This window comes from Paenirhodobacter huangdaonensis (assembly GCF_004022465.1).
Lineage (GTDB): Bacteria > Pseudomonadota > Alphaproteobacteria > Rhodobacterales > Rhodobacteraceae > Rhodobacter > Rhodobacter huangdaonensis.
The window spans coordinates 195,174-209,524 of the sequence record NZ_SAVA01000006.1; the positions used below are offsets into that span (position 1 = coordinate 195,174).

General features: G+C 69.3%; 16 protein-coding genes. 8 read left to right on the forward strand and 8 right to left on the reverse strand.

The window, feature by feature from the left end; translation table 11 throughout:
- Window positions 1–9: 9 nt before the first annotated feature.
- The 6 genes from EOW66_RS11935 to coxB form a co-directional block, all read right to left on the reverse strand.
- Complete coding sequence (locus EOW66_RS11935) at window positions 10–687, reverse strand: SURF1 family protein (protein WP_128156568.1); 678 nt, start codon at window positions 685–687, stop codon at window positions 10–12.
- A gap of 68 nt (window positions 688–755) precedes the next feature.
- Window positions 756–1,562 carry a cytochrome c oxidase subunit 3 gene (locus tag EOW66_RS11940; protein ID WP_128156569.1) on the reverse strand — a complete coding sequence of 269 codons (807 nt, stop codon included), beginning with the start codon at window positions 1,560–1,562 and terminating at the stop codon, window positions 756–758.
- Between the two features lie 13 nt (window positions 1,563–1,575).
- Window positions 1,576–2,151 (reverse strand): cytochrome c oxidase assembly protein, encoded by a 576-nt coding sequence (locus EOW66_RS11945; RefSeq protein WP_128156570.1) that lies wholly within the window; start codon window positions 2,149–2,151, stop codon window positions 1,576–1,578.
- Window positions 2,148–2,336, reverse strand: coding sequence for a hypothetical protein (locus EOW66_RS11950; protein WP_128156571.1), 189 nt, complete (start codon window positions 2,334–2,336; stop codon window positions 2,148–2,150). Before EOW66_RS11950 ends, EOW66_RS11945 begins: the two co-directional genes overlap by 4 nt.
- On the reverse strand, window positions 2,333–3,271 hold the full coding sequence (gene cyoE, locus EOW66_RS11955) for a heme o synthase (protein ID WP_128156572.1): 939 nt from the start codon (window positions 3,269–3,271) through the stop codon (window positions 2,333–2,335). The genes EOW66_RS11950 and cyoE overlap by 4 nt, the downstream gene beginning before the upstream one ends.
- A gap of 10 nt (window positions 3,272–3,281) precedes the next feature.
- Window positions 3,282–4,169: a cytochrome c oxidase subunit II gene (gene coxB, locus EOW66_RS11960; protein ID WP_128156573.1), complete on the reverse strand. Its 888-nt coding sequence runs from the start codon at window positions 4,167–4,169 to the stop codon at window positions 3,282–3,284.
- Between the two features lie 159 nt (window positions 4,170–4,328).
- Between coxB and tldD the strand changes: the two genes are divergently transcribed.
- The 7 genes from tldD to EOW66_RS20395 all read left to right on the forward strand — a co-directional run bounded on the left by tldD (window position 4,329) and on the right by EOW66_RS20395 (window position 12,194).
- Complete coding sequence (tldD, locus tag EOW66_RS11965; protein WP_128156574.1) at window positions 4,329–5,750, forward strand: metalloprotease TldD; 1,422 nt, start codon at window positions 4,329–4,331, stop codon at window positions 5,748–5,750.
- Between the two features lie 41 nt (window positions 5,751–5,791).
- Window positions 5,792–6,736, forward strand: a complete 945-nt coding sequence (locus EOW66_RS11970; protein ID WP_128156575.1) for an ABC transporter permease — start codon at window positions 5,792–5,794, stop codon at window positions 6,734–6,736.
- Complete coding sequence (locus EOW66_RS11975) at window positions 6,733–7,548, forward strand: ABC transporter permease (protein WP_128156576.1); 816 nt, start codon at window positions 6,733–6,735, stop codon at window positions 7,546–7,548. The genes EOW66_RS11970 and EOW66_RS11975 overlap by 4 nt, the downstream gene beginning before the upstream one ends.
- A complete protein-coding gene (locus tag EOW66_RS11980; protein WP_128156577.1) occupies window positions 7,545–9,200 on the forward strand; it encodes an ABC transporter ATP-binding protein in 1,656 nt (551 codons plus the stop codon). The genes EOW66_RS11975 and EOW66_RS11980 overlap by 4 nt, the downstream gene beginning before the upstream one ends.
- Before the next feature lie 26 nt (window positions 9,201–9,226).
- Window positions 9,227–10,216, forward strand: a complete 990-nt coding sequence (locus tag EOW66_RS11985) for a P1 family peptidase (RefSeq protein WP_128156578.1) — start codon at window positions 9,227–9,229, stop codon at window positions 10,214–10,216.
- A gap of 151 nt (window positions 10,217–10,367) precedes the next feature.
- Complete coding sequence (locus EOW66_RS11990; protein ID WP_128156579.1) at window positions 10,368–11,846, forward strand: NAD-dependent succinate-semialdehyde dehydrogenase; 1,479 nt, start codon at window positions 10,368–10,370, stop codon at window positions 11,844–11,846.
- Between the two features lie 159 nt (window positions 11,847–12,005).
- Window positions 12,006–12,194, forward strand: a complete 189-nt coding sequence (locus EOW66_RS20395; protein WP_164881106.1) for a hypothetical protein — start codon at window positions 12,006–12,008, stop codon at window positions 12,192–12,194.
- 73 nt (window positions 12,195–12,267) lie between these two features.
- Here the strand turns inward: EOW66_RS20395 and EOW66_RS11995 are convergent, their stop codons facing one another.
- Window positions 12,268–13,038, reverse strand: a complete 771-nt coding sequence (locus tag EOW66_RS11995) for a DUF1013 domain-containing protein (protein WP_113900554.1) — start codon at window positions 13,036–13,038, stop codon at window positions 12,268–12,270.
- 133 nt (window positions 13,039–13,171) lie between these two features.
- On the opposite strand from EOW66_RS11995, the gene EOW66_RS12000 reads away from it, so the two are divergent.
- Window positions 13,172–13,807 carry a ribonuclease T2 family protein gene (locus EOW66_RS12000; protein ID WP_128156580.1) on the forward strand — a complete coding sequence of 212 codons (636 nt, stop codon included), beginning with the start codon at window positions 13,172–13,174 and terminating at the stop codon, window positions 13,805–13,807.
- A gap of 85 nt (window positions 13,808–13,892) precedes the next feature.
- Here EOW66_RS12000 and EOW66_RS12005 read toward each other — a convergent pair whose 3' ends face one another.
- On the reverse strand, window positions 13,893–14,351 hold the full coding sequence (locus EOW66_RS12005; protein WP_128156581.1) for a SpoIIAA family protein: 459 nt from the start codon (window positions 14,349–14,351) through the stop codon (window positions 13,893–13,895).

Here is a 14,351-nt window from a genome sequence, read left to right on the forward strand (position 1 = left end):
TTTCGCCCTTCAATTCCGTCCCCGCCTGATACGCCACAACAGGAACGCTGTCATCCCTGCCCAGACGATCGCCAGCAAAAACCAGGTGATCGCATATTCGAGGTGATCGTTCGGGATGCCCTCGGTGCCCAAGGGGCGCGGCATCACGCCCTGCGCATCGCCCTGCACCGTGCGCGCGACGACCAGAACCGGCTCGGTGCCAAGCGCAACGGCCATCGCCGGCACGTCGCGGGCGAACCAGATCCCGGTCTTCGCGTCCGGCGCGGGGGTATAGGCGTCGGTCTCCTCGGGCCAGTGCAGAGTGCCGGTGACGATCATCGCCGTGGCCGGACGCGGATCGCCCGCCCGCTCCTCGGCGATGAAGCCGCGGTCGAGCAGCACATGCCGGCCGTCGCCGGTCTCGAAGGCCGCGATCACCTCGAAGCCGGGCCCCGTGCCCTTCTCGCCGCTGAGCACCCGGATCTCGGCCCCGGTCGTCGCCCCCATCAGCCGCACGGGAGTATACTTCAGCGCCCGCGTGTCGGTGCCCTCGGGCGGCAGCTCCTGCGGATCGGCACCGATCCGCGCCTCGATCGCGGCCAGCATCGCCTGTTTCCAGTGCAGCCGCTCGATCTGCCAGACGCCCAGCGAGACGAGGATCGCGCAGCCGATCAGGCCAAGCAGCAGCGGGAAGACGTAACGACGCATGACACCTCTCGAACGCAAGACGCGGGAGGAAGGCCCCCCCGCGTCACCTGTCGCGCCGGCCCGTGGGCTCAGGCGCTGCCCCAGATATAGATCGAGGCGAAGAGGAAGAGCCACACCACATCGACGAAGTGCCAGTACCAGGCCGCCGCCTCGAACCCCACATGCTGCTCGGGCGTCATCTGCCCGCGGGTCAGCCGGATCAGGCAGACCAGCAGGAAGATGGTGCCGATGATGACATGGGCGCCATGGAAGCCCGTCGCCATGAAGAAGGTGTCCCAGTAGAGCGAGCCAGTGCCGATCGCCTGCTGCGCGTGCAGGTATTCAAAGCCCTGCAGCGCGGTGAAGCTGAGGCCGAGGATCACGGTGAGAACCAGCCCGTTGATCGCGTCGCGGCGGTTGTTCTCGTGCACCAGCGCATGGTGCGCCCAGGTCAGCGTGACGCCCGAGAGCAGCAGGATCACGGTGTTGATCAGCGGCAGGTGCCAGGGGTCGAAGACCTCGGTGCCGGCGGGCGGCCAGACGCCATCCTTCAGCGGATAGTCGGGGCCGAGCGGATAGAGCGCGTTCTTGAAGAAGTTCCAGAACCAGACGACGAAGAACATCACCTCGGACATGATGAACAGGATGAAGCCATAGCGCAGCCCGATCCGCACGACCGGCGTATGCTCGCCCGCCTCGCCCTCGCGCACCACGTCGGACCACCAGCCGACCATGCAGTAGAGCACCAGCAAAAGCCCCGCGACGAAGGCATAAGGGGTGACGTGCTGCATCCAGAGCACGGCGCCGAACAGCATGACGAAAGCGCCAAGCGCGCTCAGCAGCGGCCAGATCGACGGCGGCAGGATCTGATAATCGTGGTTGCGGCTGTGGGCCATGTCGGGGCTCCTGTCAGTTGACGGGCGTGGGCGCGGCGGGGGGGACGGCGGCCTGCCGCTCGGGCAGGTCGGTCTCGAAGAAGGTGTAGGACAGCGTGATCGAGCGGATGCGGGCGGTGTCGGGGTTCGTCACCATCGCCGGGTCGACATAGAAGGAGACCGGCATCTCGACCGTTTCGCCCGGCGCCAGCACCTGTTCGGTGAAGCAGAAGCACTGGATCTTGTCGAAGTAATAGCCCGCGGTGTCGGGGGCGACATTATAGGCGGCGGTGCCGGCGACGGTGCGGTCCGAGGTGTTCTCGGCCTCGAAGAAGGCAAGCCCGGTCTCGCCGATGCGCAGCGTCATGCTGGTCTGTGCGGGGCGGAACTTCCACGGCATGCCCTTCGCGACATTGGCGTCGAAGCGCACCTCGATGGTCTGGTCGAGCACCTCGTCGGGCGCTGCCTCGGCGACATTGGTGGTGCCGCCATAGCCGGTGGTGCGGCAAAACCAGCTGTAGAAGGGCACGGCGGCCCAGGCGGCAGCGCCCATGGCGAGGATCACCAGCACCAGCCGCGCGGCAAGCCGCGTGTTCGCCCGCCCGCTCATGGCCGGGCCCCGGCGACCGCCCGGGCCGCCCCCGGCGCGTCATTCGCGTGCATCCGGTCGCCCTGCCCGACCTTGACCAGCGTCAGCCCGAAAACCAGCGCGACAAAGAGCAGAAGCGCCGCGCCGAGGCCGAGGTTGCGCCCCAGCCGGCGCCGGTGCAGCTCGTGCACATGTGCGATTGTCATGCCCAGCCTCCCCAGCCCGTCAGATGCAGCGCGCGCTCGGCCAGAAGGGCGGCGAAATGGCCGAAAAGCCAAAGGAGCGAGAAGCGGAAGAGCCGCTTCTCGGCGGCAAAGCCGTCGGCCTCGGCCACGGCCTCGTCGCGCCGCCACAGCCGCAGCGCGCCGCGCAGGAACAGCGCGTCGAGCACCACGGCGACAGTCAGGCACAGCGGCCCGCCGACCGTGCTGAAGGCAAGCGCGAGCGAGGCCGGGATCAGTGCCAGCGTATAGGCAAGGATCCAGCCGCGCGCGGCCGGCCGGCCATGCGTCACCGTCAGCATCGGCACCCCGGCGCGGGAATAATCGTCGCGCATGAAAAGCGCGAGCGACCAGAAATGCGGCGGCGTCCACAGGAAGACCAGCGCGAACATCAAAAGGCTCTCGAGCGAGACGCCGCCCGTCGCCACCGCCCAGCCGATCATCGGCGGAAAGGCCCCGGCGGCACCGCCGATCACGATGTTCTGCGGCGTGCGCCGCTTCAGCCAGACGGTATAGACGACGACGTAGAAGAAGATGGTGAAGGCGAGGAACAGCCCCGCGAAGACATTCGCGGCCAGCGCCAGCATCACGCAGGAGATGCCCGCAAGCGCCAGCCCGAAGCCAAGCGCCTCGCCCTCGCTCACCCGCCCCGCAGGGACCGGGCGACGTTCGGTGCGGCGCATCAGCCGGTCGATATCGGCGTCATACCACATGTTCAGCGCCCCCGCGGCGCCGCCGCCAAGCGCGATGAACAGGATCGCCACCGCCGCCACGAAGGGATGCACCGGCACCGGCGCCACCACCAGCCCGACGAAGGCGGTAAAGACCACGAGCGACATCACCCGCGGCTTCAGCAGCGCGAGGAAATCGCGCAGCCCGGCCTCGCCCGGGGCGGTGACGGAAAAGGAGGTGTCGCTCATCCCCGCCCCCTCAGTTCGCCGCGACCTGCAGCCGCCCGGCGTGCCAGGCGGTGACGTCGATACGCTCGCCCGCCGGGAAATCGGCCTTCGCCCGGGCAAGCCAGCGGGCATAGATCTCGGCCGGCACGACCTTCACCACGATCGGCATATAGGCGTGGCCCTGCCCGCAGAGCTCGGAACACTGGCCGAAATAGACGCCCTCGCGCTCGGTATCGAACCACAGCTGCGCGATGCGGCCCGGCACCGCATCCTGCTTCACCGCGAAGGCCGGGATCGTCCAGCTGTGGATCACGTCGGCGCCGGTCAGCTGCATCACGATGCGCTTGCCCTGCGGCACCACCACCGCGTTGTCGACGGCGAGCAGATACTGGTCCGGGTCATAGCCGTTCGCGGCAAGGTCCGCCTTTTCCAGCGGCATGGCGTCGAAGCTGATCCCCTCGTCGGGGTATTCATAGCTCCAGAACCACTGGTTGCCGGTCACCTTGATGACGATGTCGCCCTTCGGAATTTCCTGCTGCTTCCACAGGATCGGCAGCGAGAACGAGCCGATCACCACGAGGATCAGGATCGGCACCAGTGTCCAGGCGATCTCGAGCGGCGTGTTGTGGGTGAAGCGCCTCGGCACCGGGTTCGTCCGGCTGTTGAAGCGGATCATCACATAGATCAGCAACGCGAAGACGAAGATGCAGATCGCGGTGATGATCGTCAGCAGCATGTGGTCAAGCCACTGCTGATCCTGTGCCAGCTCGGACGAGGCAGGCTGGAACCCCACCCCTCCAAGATGCGGCTGACCGATCACCGGCAGACCGGTAATCATGTCCTGAGCCATCACCTGCCCGCTGACACAGGCCAGCAGGAAACCGGCCGCCAAAGAGCGGCAGAGCCTCGCAAGTCGCATGTTTTCCTCCCTCGGACGGCTCTCCCCAGCCGCCCTGCCCAAACCGGTGCTTCCCTTCACCGATCCGGACGTTATGTAGGTATTGCATACACATTCAGTCCGGCCCGGCAAGCAAAAGCTGCGACACTGCGCCGCACCGGGCCGTCAGAGAGGATCGCCATGACCGAGGACCGTTTCGCCCCCTTCGAGACGCAGATCGACGAGGCCACCGCGCTTGCGGTGCTGCGCGGGGCCACCGCGGGGGCCGAGGACGGCGAGATTTTCCTCGAGCGCAAGCGCTCCGAGGCGCTGGTCTTCGATGACGGGCGGCTGCGCACGGCCTCCTATGACGCCTCCGAGGGCTTCGGGCTGCGCGCGGTGAAGGGCGAGGTTGCGGGCTATGCCCATTCGACCGAAATTTCCGAGCCGGCGCTGAAGCGCGCGGCGGAAACGGCGCGGCTCGCCGTGGGCGACGGTGGCGGCGTGATGGCGCCCCCGCCCGCCGGCACCAACCGCCACCTCTACACCGACGCCGACCCGATGGCCGACGCGGGCTTTGGCGTGAAGATCGACATCCTCGCCGAGATCGACGCCTTCACCCGCGGCCTCGACCGGCGCGTGGTGCAGGTGACGGCCTCGATGGCGGCCTCGCATCAGGAGGTGTTCATCCTGCGCCCCGAAGGCGGGCTCGTGCAGGACATCCGGCCGATGGCGCGGCTCAACATCTCGGTCATCGTCGAGGAGAACGGCCGGCGCGAATCGGGCGGGCATGGCGGCGGCGGCCGCTTCGGCCTGTCCGGGCTGATCGAGCCGGCAAGCTGGCAGCCCGTCGCGCGCGAGGCGCTGCGGATCGCGCTGGTGAACCTGTCGGCCGAGCCCGCCCCCGCCGGGCAGTTCGACGTGGTGCTCGGCCCGGGCTGGCCCGGCGTGCTGATCCACGAGGCCGTGGGCCACGGGCTCGAGGGCGATTTCAACCGCAAGAAGTCCTCGGCCTTCGCCGGGCTGATGGGGAGCCAGGTGGCGGCGAGGGGGGTGACGATCCTCGACGACGGCACCATCCCCGACCGGCGCGGCTCGATCACCGTCGATGACGAGGGCACGCCCTCGGGCAAGAACGTGCTGATCGAGGACGGGGTGCTGGTGGGCTACATGCAGGACCGGCAGAACGCCCGGCTGATGGGCGTGGCACCGACCGGCAACGGCCGGCGCGAAAGCTTTGCCCATGCGCCGATGCCGCGGATGACGAACACCTACATGCTTGGCGGCGATGCCGATCCGAAGGCGATCCTTGCCGACCTGAAGGACGGGATCTATGCCGTCGGCTTCGGCGGCGGCCAGGTCGACATCACCAACGGCAAGTTCGTCTTCAACTGCACCGAGGCCTATCGGGTGAAGAACGGCGTCGTCGGCGCCGCGGTCAAGGGCGCGACGCTGATCGGCGACGGGCCGACCGCGCTGCACCGGATCCGCGCGATCGGCAACGACATGGCGCTCGACCCCGGCATCGGCAATTGCGGCAAGGCCGGGCAATGGGTGCCGGTGGGCGTCGGCATGCCCTCGCTGCTGATCGGCGGGATCACCGTCGGCGGCTCGGCCGCCTGACGGGGCTTGACCGCTGCGGCACGGCGGGCAAGCTTGCGGCAATGGCGCGCTTCCTTCTCCTTCGCACCCTCTCGCTCGCGGCCTCGCTTCTGGCGGCGAGCCTCGTCATCTTTGCGGCGATCGAGGTGGTGCCGGGCGATCCGGCCTCCTACATGCTCGGCATGAACGCCGCCCCCGACACGGTGGCGGCGCTGCGCGACCAGCTTGGCCTGAACGAGCCGCTGGTCTGGCGCTATTTGCATTGGCTCGCCGGCCTCCTGCAGGGCGATTTCGGCATCAGCTATACCTACAAGACCCCGGTCGCCGGGCTGATCGCGGAACGTCTGGCGCTGTCGGCGCCGCTCGCCGGGCTTGCCCTGCTGCTCTCGACGGCGCTTGCCCTGCCCGCCGGGCTGATCGCCGCCGCGCGCCGCGGCAAGAGCGCGGATCTGGCCGTCACCGGGTTCACGCAGATCGGCATCGCGGTGCCGAACTTCTGGTTCGCGATGATGCTCGTCGCGCTCTTCGCGCTGCGCTGGCAACTGCTGCCGGCGGGCGGGTTTCCGGGCTGGGCCCATCCCGGCGCCGCGCTGCGCGCGCTCGTCCTGCCCGCCCTCGCCCTCGCCCTGCCGCAGGCCGCGATCCTCGCCCGCATCCTGCGCTCGGCGCTGATCGAGGCGATGGCGCAGGACTACATCCGCACCGCCCGCGCCAAGGGGCTGAGCCGGCGCGCGGCCCTCACCCGCCACGCCCTGCGCAACGCGCTGATCCCGGTGCTGACCGTGCTTGGCCTGCAATTCTCCTTCCTGCTCGCCGGCGCGATCATCATCGAGAACGTGTTCTACCTGCCCGGGCTCGGCCGGCTGATCTTCCAGGCGATCACCCAGCGCGACCTGATCGTCGTCGAAAGCGCGGTGATGGTGCTGGTCGTCGCGGTGATCGTCGTCAGCTTCGTCACCGACCTCGCCTATGCGCTGGTCGACCCGCGGTTGCGGAGGCCGGCATGAGGCCCGCACTGCTGATCGGCGCGGGGCTGAGCGGGCTGGCCGTCGCGACGGCCGCGCTGTCGCTGGTCTGGACCCCCTGGGACCCGGCAGCACTGGCGATCGGCGCGCGGCTGCAGCCGCCCTCGGCCACGCATTGGATGGGCACCGATCATTTCGGCCGCGACATCCTGTCGATGCTGATGGCGGGGGCGCGCACCTCCCTCGCCGTGGCGCTCGCCGCGGTGGCGATCGGCGCGGGCATCGGCACGCCGCTCGGGCTCGCCGCAGCGGCCAGCCGCGGCAGCCTGCTCGACGCCACGCTCGCCCGGCTGAACGACCTCATTTTCGCCTTCCCCGCCCTCGTCACCGCGATCCTGATCACCGCGACGCTCGGCCCCTCGGCGCTGAACGCGACGCTGGCGATCGGGCTGTTCAACATCCCGGTCTTCGCCCGCACCGCCCGCGGCGCAGCGCTCAGCCTGTGGACGCTCGACTACATCCGCGCGGCAAAGGTGGCGGGCAAGGGCCGCGCCCGGATCTCGGCCGAACATGTGCTGCCGAATATCGCCAGCCTGCTGATCGTGCAGGCGACGATCCAGGCCTCGCTCGGCATCTTGGCCGAAGCCGGGCTGAGCTATGTCGGCCTCGGCGCGCAGCCGCCCACCGCGAGCTGGGGCCGGATGCTCGCCGAAGCACAGACGATGGTGGCGCTTGCCCCGCATGTGGCGCTGTTTCCGGGGCTGGCGATCGTGCTCACCGTGCTCGGGCTGAACCTGCTCGGCGACGGGCTGCGCGATGCGCTCGATCCGCGGCTGCGGGGGCGGCTGACATGAGCCTGCTCGAGATCGACGGCCTCGGTGTCAGCATCGGCACGACCGAAGTGCTGCGCGACGTCTCGCTGCAGCTTCAGGCCGGCGAGATCCTCGGCCTGGTCGGCGAATCGGGCTCGGGCAAGTCGATGACGGCGCTTGCGGTGATCGGGCTCTTGCCCGAGGGCGCGCACAGCACCGGCTCGGTCCGGCTGGCCGGGCGCGAGATCACCACGCTTGCCGAACGCGATCTGTGCCGACTGCGCGGCGCCGGCGTGGGGATGATCTTTCAGGAGCCGATGACCGCGCTGAACCCGCTGATGACGATCGGCGATCAGGTGGCCGAGACGCTGATCGTCCACCGCGGCCTTGCCCGCGCCGAGGCCCGCCGCATCGCCCGCGACCGGCTCGACCGGGTGGGCCTGCCCGCACCGCGCTTCCCGCTGACGCTTTTCCCGCACGAGCTTTCGGGCGGCCAGCGCCAGCGCGTGGCGATCGCGCTGGCCATCGCGCTGCGCCCGCAGCTGCTGATCGCCGACGAGCCCACCACCGCGCTTGACGTCACCACCCAGGCCGAGGTGCTGGAACTGCTGCGTGACCTCGTGCGCGCGGAAGGCATGGCGCTTCTGCTCATCACCCACGACCTTGCCGTCACCGCGCAGATGGCCGCGCGCGTCGCGGTGATGCAGGGCGGCCGGATCGTCGAGGACGGGCCGACCGAGGCGCTCTTCCGCGCCCCCGCCCGGCCCTACACCCGCGCCCTTCTGGCCGCCGCGCGCCTCGCCCCACGTGCAAATGAGTATTTGGGCCAAGAAAAAGCGGCGGGGGCTTTTTCTTGGCAAAAATACTCGAAACCCGACGCCGACGCCCTGCTGCGGGTCGAAGACGCGCGCCGCAGCTACCGCCTGCCCCGGCCTGCGTTTTTCGCGCCAGCCGCCGAACTCCATGCGGTCGATGGCGTCTCCTTCACCCTGCGCGCCGGGGAATCGCTCGGGCTGGTGGGCGAATCGGGCTGCGGCAAGTCGACCCTGACCCGCGCCATCCTCGGCCTTGATCCGCTCTCGGGCGGGCGCATCACCCTCGCCGGCGCGCCGGTCTCGCCGCGCATGCCCCCCGCGCAGCGCGCCGCGGTGCAGGTGGTGTTCCAGGACCCCTACGGCTCCTTCGATCCGCGGCAGACGGTGGCGCGGCTGATCGCCGAGCCCTTCCACCTGACCGGCCGCCCGCCGGATGCCGAGGCGCGGATCGACGCCGCGCTGAGCGATGTCGGCCTCTCGCCCGCGGACCGCGGCCGCTACATCCACGAATTCTCGGGCGGTCAGCGCCAGCGCCTTGCGATTGCCCGCGCACTGATCATCCGGCCGCGGCTGATCGTGCTCGACGAGGCGGTCTCGGCGCTCGATGTGCGGGTGCGGGCGCAGGTTCTGGCCCTGCTCGCCCGGCTGCAGGCGGAACACGGGCTCTCCTATCTCTTCATCTCGCACGACCTGTCGGTGGTGCGCGCCGTCACCTCCCGCTGTCTGGTGATGCAGGCGGGCCGGATCGTCGAGGAAGGCCCGACCGCGGATCTGTTCACCGCGCCGCGCCATCCCTACACCCGCCGGCTGCTGGCCGCGACGCCGCGGCTGCCCGAGACGTGGCGCAGGCTTGATCCGGCGCCCCCGACCGGCGCATAATGCTGCAGCGCAGCGAGGAGAGCGTCATGCAGCCGGGACCGAAGAATCTGATCACCGACATCGAGGGGCTGCGCGTCGGCAATGCGCACAGCGGCCGGCTGCGCTCGGGCTGCACGGTGCTGCTGGCGGACCGCCCCTTCACCGCCGCCGTGCAGGTGATGGGCGGCGCGCCCGGCACCCGCGAGACGGACCTGCTCGCCCCCGACCGGCTGGTGCAGGAGGTGGACGCGATCGTGCTGTCGGGCGGCTCGGCCTTCGGGCTCGATTCGGCCTCGGGCGTGGCCGAGGGGCTGCGCGCGCGCGGCCGCGGCTTTGCCGTCGGCGAGATGCGGGTGCCGATCGTGCCGGCGGCGATCCTGTTCGACCTGCTCAACGGCGGCGACAAGGGCTGGGGCACAAACCCCTATGCCGCGCTCGGCCGCGCGGCACTCGAGGCCGCGAGCCCCGAGTTTGCGATCGGCAGCGAGGGGGCGGGCTTCGGCGCGCTCACCGGCACGCTCAAGGGCGGGCTCGGCTCGGCCTCGGCGGTGCTGGAAAACGGGATGACGGTCGGCGCGCTCGTCGCGGTGAATGCGCTCGGCTCGGCCACGGTCGAGGACAGCCCGCATTTCTGGGCCGCGCCCTGGGAGCTCGAGGGCGAGTTCGGCGGCCGCGGGCCGGCACTGCTCTACCCCGCCGCCGCCGAACCCGCGCCGAAGAAGCGGATGGGCGAGGCCACCACCATCGCCATCGTCGCCACCGATGCGGCGCTGAGCCAGGCACAGGCGCAGCGGATGGCGACGGCGGCGCATGACGGCATGGCGCGCGCGCTGGTGCCCTCGCACACGCCGATCGACGGCGATCTGGTCTTTGCCGCGGCGACCGGCGCGAAGCCGCTCGCCGATCCGGTCGCCGACACCTTCCTGCTCGGCCATGCCGCGGCAAGCTGTCTGGCCCGCGCCATCGCCCGCGCGGTCTTCTCGGCCACGGCGATGCCGGGCGACCTGCAGCCGAGCTGGGCCGCACGCTTCGGCTGAGCCCCCCTTTCCGCCGCCGCCCCATGCGCCATATTGGCAGGCAGACCGCGCAGAACGGTCACCTGCGCCGGTGCGGGTTGCCACTGCGACGGATGGACAGGGCCGGCCCCGCATGCTTCCTTGCCGCCACGCCCAAAACAGGGAGATACCCATGCTCGATACCGCCACCGATCTCAAATCCCTCCTCAAGGACCCCACCCTTCTCGCCACCAAGGCCTATGTCGCCGGCGAATGGATCGACGCCGATGACGGCGCCACCTTCGCGGTGACCAACCCCGCCCGCGGCGACGTGATCTGCACCGTGCCCGATCTCGGCCGCGCCGAGACCGCCCGCGCGATCGAGGCCGCCCGCATCGCGATGAAGGAATGGGCCGCGCGCACCGCCAAGGAACGCGCCAACGTGCTGCGCAAGTGGTTCGAGCTGATGATGGCGAACCAGGATGACCTCGGCGCGATCCTCACCGCCGAGATGGGCAAGCCGCTGCCCGAGGCGAAGGGCGAGATCGCCTATGGCGCCTCGTTCATCGAGTGGTTCGGCGAGGAAGCCAAGCGCATCTACGGCGAGACGATCCCGGGCCACATGCGCGACAAGCGCATCCAGGTGATCAAACAGCCGATCGGCGTTGTCGGCTCGATCACGCCGTGGAACTTCCCGAATGCGATGATCACCCGCAAATGCGGCCCGGCCCTTGCCGTCGGCTGCGGCTTCGTCGCGCGCCCTGCTGCCGAGACCCCGCTGTCGGCGCTGGCGCTCGCGGTTCTGGGCGAGCGCGCCGGCCTGCCGAAGGGGATCTTCTCGGTCGTCACCTCGACCAGGGCCTCGGACATCGGCAAGGAGTTCTGCGAGAACCACACGGTGCGCAAGCTGACCTTCACCGGCTCGACCGAGGTCGGCCGGATCCTGATGCGTCAGGCCGCCGATCAGGTGATGAAGTGCTCGATGGAACTGGGTGGCAACGCGCCCTTCATCGTCTTCGACGACGCCGATCTCGACGCCGCGGTCGAGGGCGCGATGATGTCGAAGTTCCGCAACAACGGCCAGACCTGCGTCTGCGCGAACCGCATCTACGTGCAGGCCGGCGTCTATGACGCCTTCGCCGAGAAACTTGCCGCGGCGGTCGCCAAGCTGAACGTCGGCGACGGGCTCGAGGCCGGCATCACCACCGGCCCGCTGATCTCCGACAAGGCCGTGGCCAAGGTCGAGGACCACATCGCCGACGTGATCAAGGGCGGTGGCCAGGTCGTCACCGGCGGCAAGCGCCACGCGCTTGGCGGCACCTTCTTCGAGCCGACCGTCGTCACCGGCGTGACGCAGGAGATGAAGGTCGCCACCGAGGAAACCTTCGGCCCGGTCGCGCCGCTCTTCAGGTTCGAGACCGAGGAAGAGGTGATCGAGAAGGCCAACGCCACGATCTTCGGCCTTGCCTCGTATTTCTACGCCCAGAACATCGGCCGCATCACCCGCGTGCAGGAAGGGCTCGAATACGGCATCGTCGGGGTGAACACCGGCATCATCTCGACCGAGGTCGCCCCCTTCGGTGGCGTCAAGCAGTCCGGCCTCGGCCGCGAGGGCTCGCACCATGGCGTCGAGGATTACCTCGAGCTGAAATACATCTGCCTCTCGATCTGAGGCGGCACGGCCGCGGGCGGAGCCAGCTGCTTCGCCCGCAGCAAAATCCTCGTGACGATTTGACGCGGATCAAGGCAGTTGCCTATTTTTTTGCATGTGTCTTGCAAAAACGGCGCCGTGGCGGCTATGCCCCTTGGACAGTCAGGCACGAATCGCACCTTGAGCAAAGAAACAACCGTCCTCGCCTTCCCCATGCCCGCCCCGCACAAAGCGCGGCGCAATCTGCGGCATGTGCAGGAAGCCTATCGCCTGGCCGAGCTGATCGCCGCGCCGCGCGACGCGGCCGAGGCGGAACGGGCGCGCGCCGACCTCGACGCAATCCTCGCCTCGCTCTCGGCCCGCGCCTGACACTCCCCGGGAGGCCGGCAGCGAAAAGGGCCGCCCCGGCGGGACGGCCCTGCGCAGGCGGATCGAGGCAGGATCAGCGGCGCGGATCGCGGTCGTCTTCCTCGTCCTCGTCGTCCTCGCCATGCGGCAGGTTGAAGAAGCTGTCCGCATCCGAGAAGTCCTTCGGATTCTCGCGTTCCTCCTCGGCGGTGCCGAGGGTGAAGTTCTCGAGCCCGGCGATCGAGGAGGGCAGACGCGGCTCTTCGGTCATGCCGAGCGACTGCTCGGTCGAGACCAGCTTGCGACGCTCGTCATCCGACATCACGCCTTCGGCGGCGCGCTTCTTCGCGGCCTTCTGCACTTCACCGTCAAGCTCCGACTGCCGGCACAGGCCAAGCGCCACCGGGTCGATCGCGGTCATGCTCTGGATGTTCCAGTGCGTCCGGTCGCGGATCGAGGCGATGGTGGGCTTCGTCGTGCCGACGAGGCGGGCGATCTGCGCATCGGCCAGCTCGGGGTGGAACTTGACCAGCCACAGGATCGCATTCGGGCGGTCCTGGCGCTTCGAGAGCGGCGTGTAGCGCGGTCCGCGGCGCTTGTCCTCGCCGACGGCAGCGGCGTTGAACTTGAGCTTCAGCTTGTAGAGCGGGTCGGCCTCGCCCTTGTCGATTTCCTTCTGGTCGAGCTGGTTGTGCGCGATCGGGTCGAAGCCCTTCACGCCCACCGCCACGTCCCCGTCGGCGATGCCCTGCACCTCGAGCTCGTGCATGCCGCAGAAATCGGCGATCTGCTTGAAGCTCAGCGTCGTGTTGTCCACCAGCCAAACGGCGGTTGCCTTGGCCATCAGGGGCTTGTTCGTCGTCATCTGATCGGTCCTTTGCACATATCTCTCCCGGGCCGAGAAACCGGCTGCGGCGCGGGGCTCCCCGGCCGCGGTCCATTTCTGGTGGGGAATTGGTCTGCTATATAGGGCGGAAACGGCAACAGGGGAAGTGAAAATGCGGATTTCGGCGGTTCTCGGCTGGCTGTTCTGGGCGAGCGCGGCACTCGCCGGGGGCGAGCGGGCGGGCACGTTCGACTATTATGTGCTGTCGCTGAGCTGGGCGCCCGGCTGGTGCGCGACCGAGGGCGCGGGACGCGGCGCGGCGCAATGCGATCCGGCGACGGATGCAAGCTTCGTGCTGCACGGGCTCTGGCCGCAGGACGAACGCGGCTATCCGAGCTATTGCCGCACCACGGCGCGCGATCCGGCGCGCAGCGCCTCGGCGGCGATGGCGGAGGTGATGGGCTCGGACGGCGCCGCCTGGTATCAGTGGAAGAAGCACGGGCGCTGTTCGGGGCTGACCGCGGGCGACTATTTCGCCCTCGCCCGCCGCGCCTATGCCAGCATCGCCATCCCCGAGGTGTTCCGCCACCTCGACCGCGACGTGACACTGCCCGCCGCGGTGGTCGAGGAGGCGTTTCTCGAGGCGAACCCGGGGCTTGCCCGCGATGAGATCACCGTGACCTGCCAGGCCGGCCGGATCCAGGAGGCGCGGATCTGTCTGACGAAGGATCTGCGCCCGCGCCGTTGCGGCGCCGACGTGATCCGCGACTGCACGCTGCGCGACGCGCTGATGGAGCGGGTGCGCTGAGCCTTCGGGCGTGGGGGGGCAGCGGCGCCCGCGGGGGCTGCCTGCCCCCGCACCCCCGGAGGTATTTTCCGCAAGGAGAAAGGGATCAGGACTCTTCCGGGATCCGGTCCTCGAGCGGCGGGATGGTGTAATCCGCGGCGATGCCCGGGCCGCCCGTCTCGTCATGGCCATCGGCCGAGATCCAGGCCTTTGCCGCCGCGAGATCGGCGAGGGCGAAGACCCGGACCGCACCCGGGATCATCGGCGCAAAGGCCTTCATGCCGAGCCGGATCCACTCGACGTCGCTGACGAGCGCGATGCGGGCGAAATCGCCCAGATGCATCATCCCGACCTTCGCATCCTCCCAGGCGGCGCCGGCGGTGTAGCTCTCGAATGCGGTGCCGATGACGTAGAGGAGTTTCAGCCGTCCCTCGGCCGCGATCTTCGCCTCGATCGCCGGGATCAGGTCGCGGCTATAGGCCTCGGCGTCGATCGTGCCCTTGGCCTCGATCGCCAGAACGTCGGCGGGCAGGCCCGGCAGCGTCTCGAAATATCCCTTGCTCAT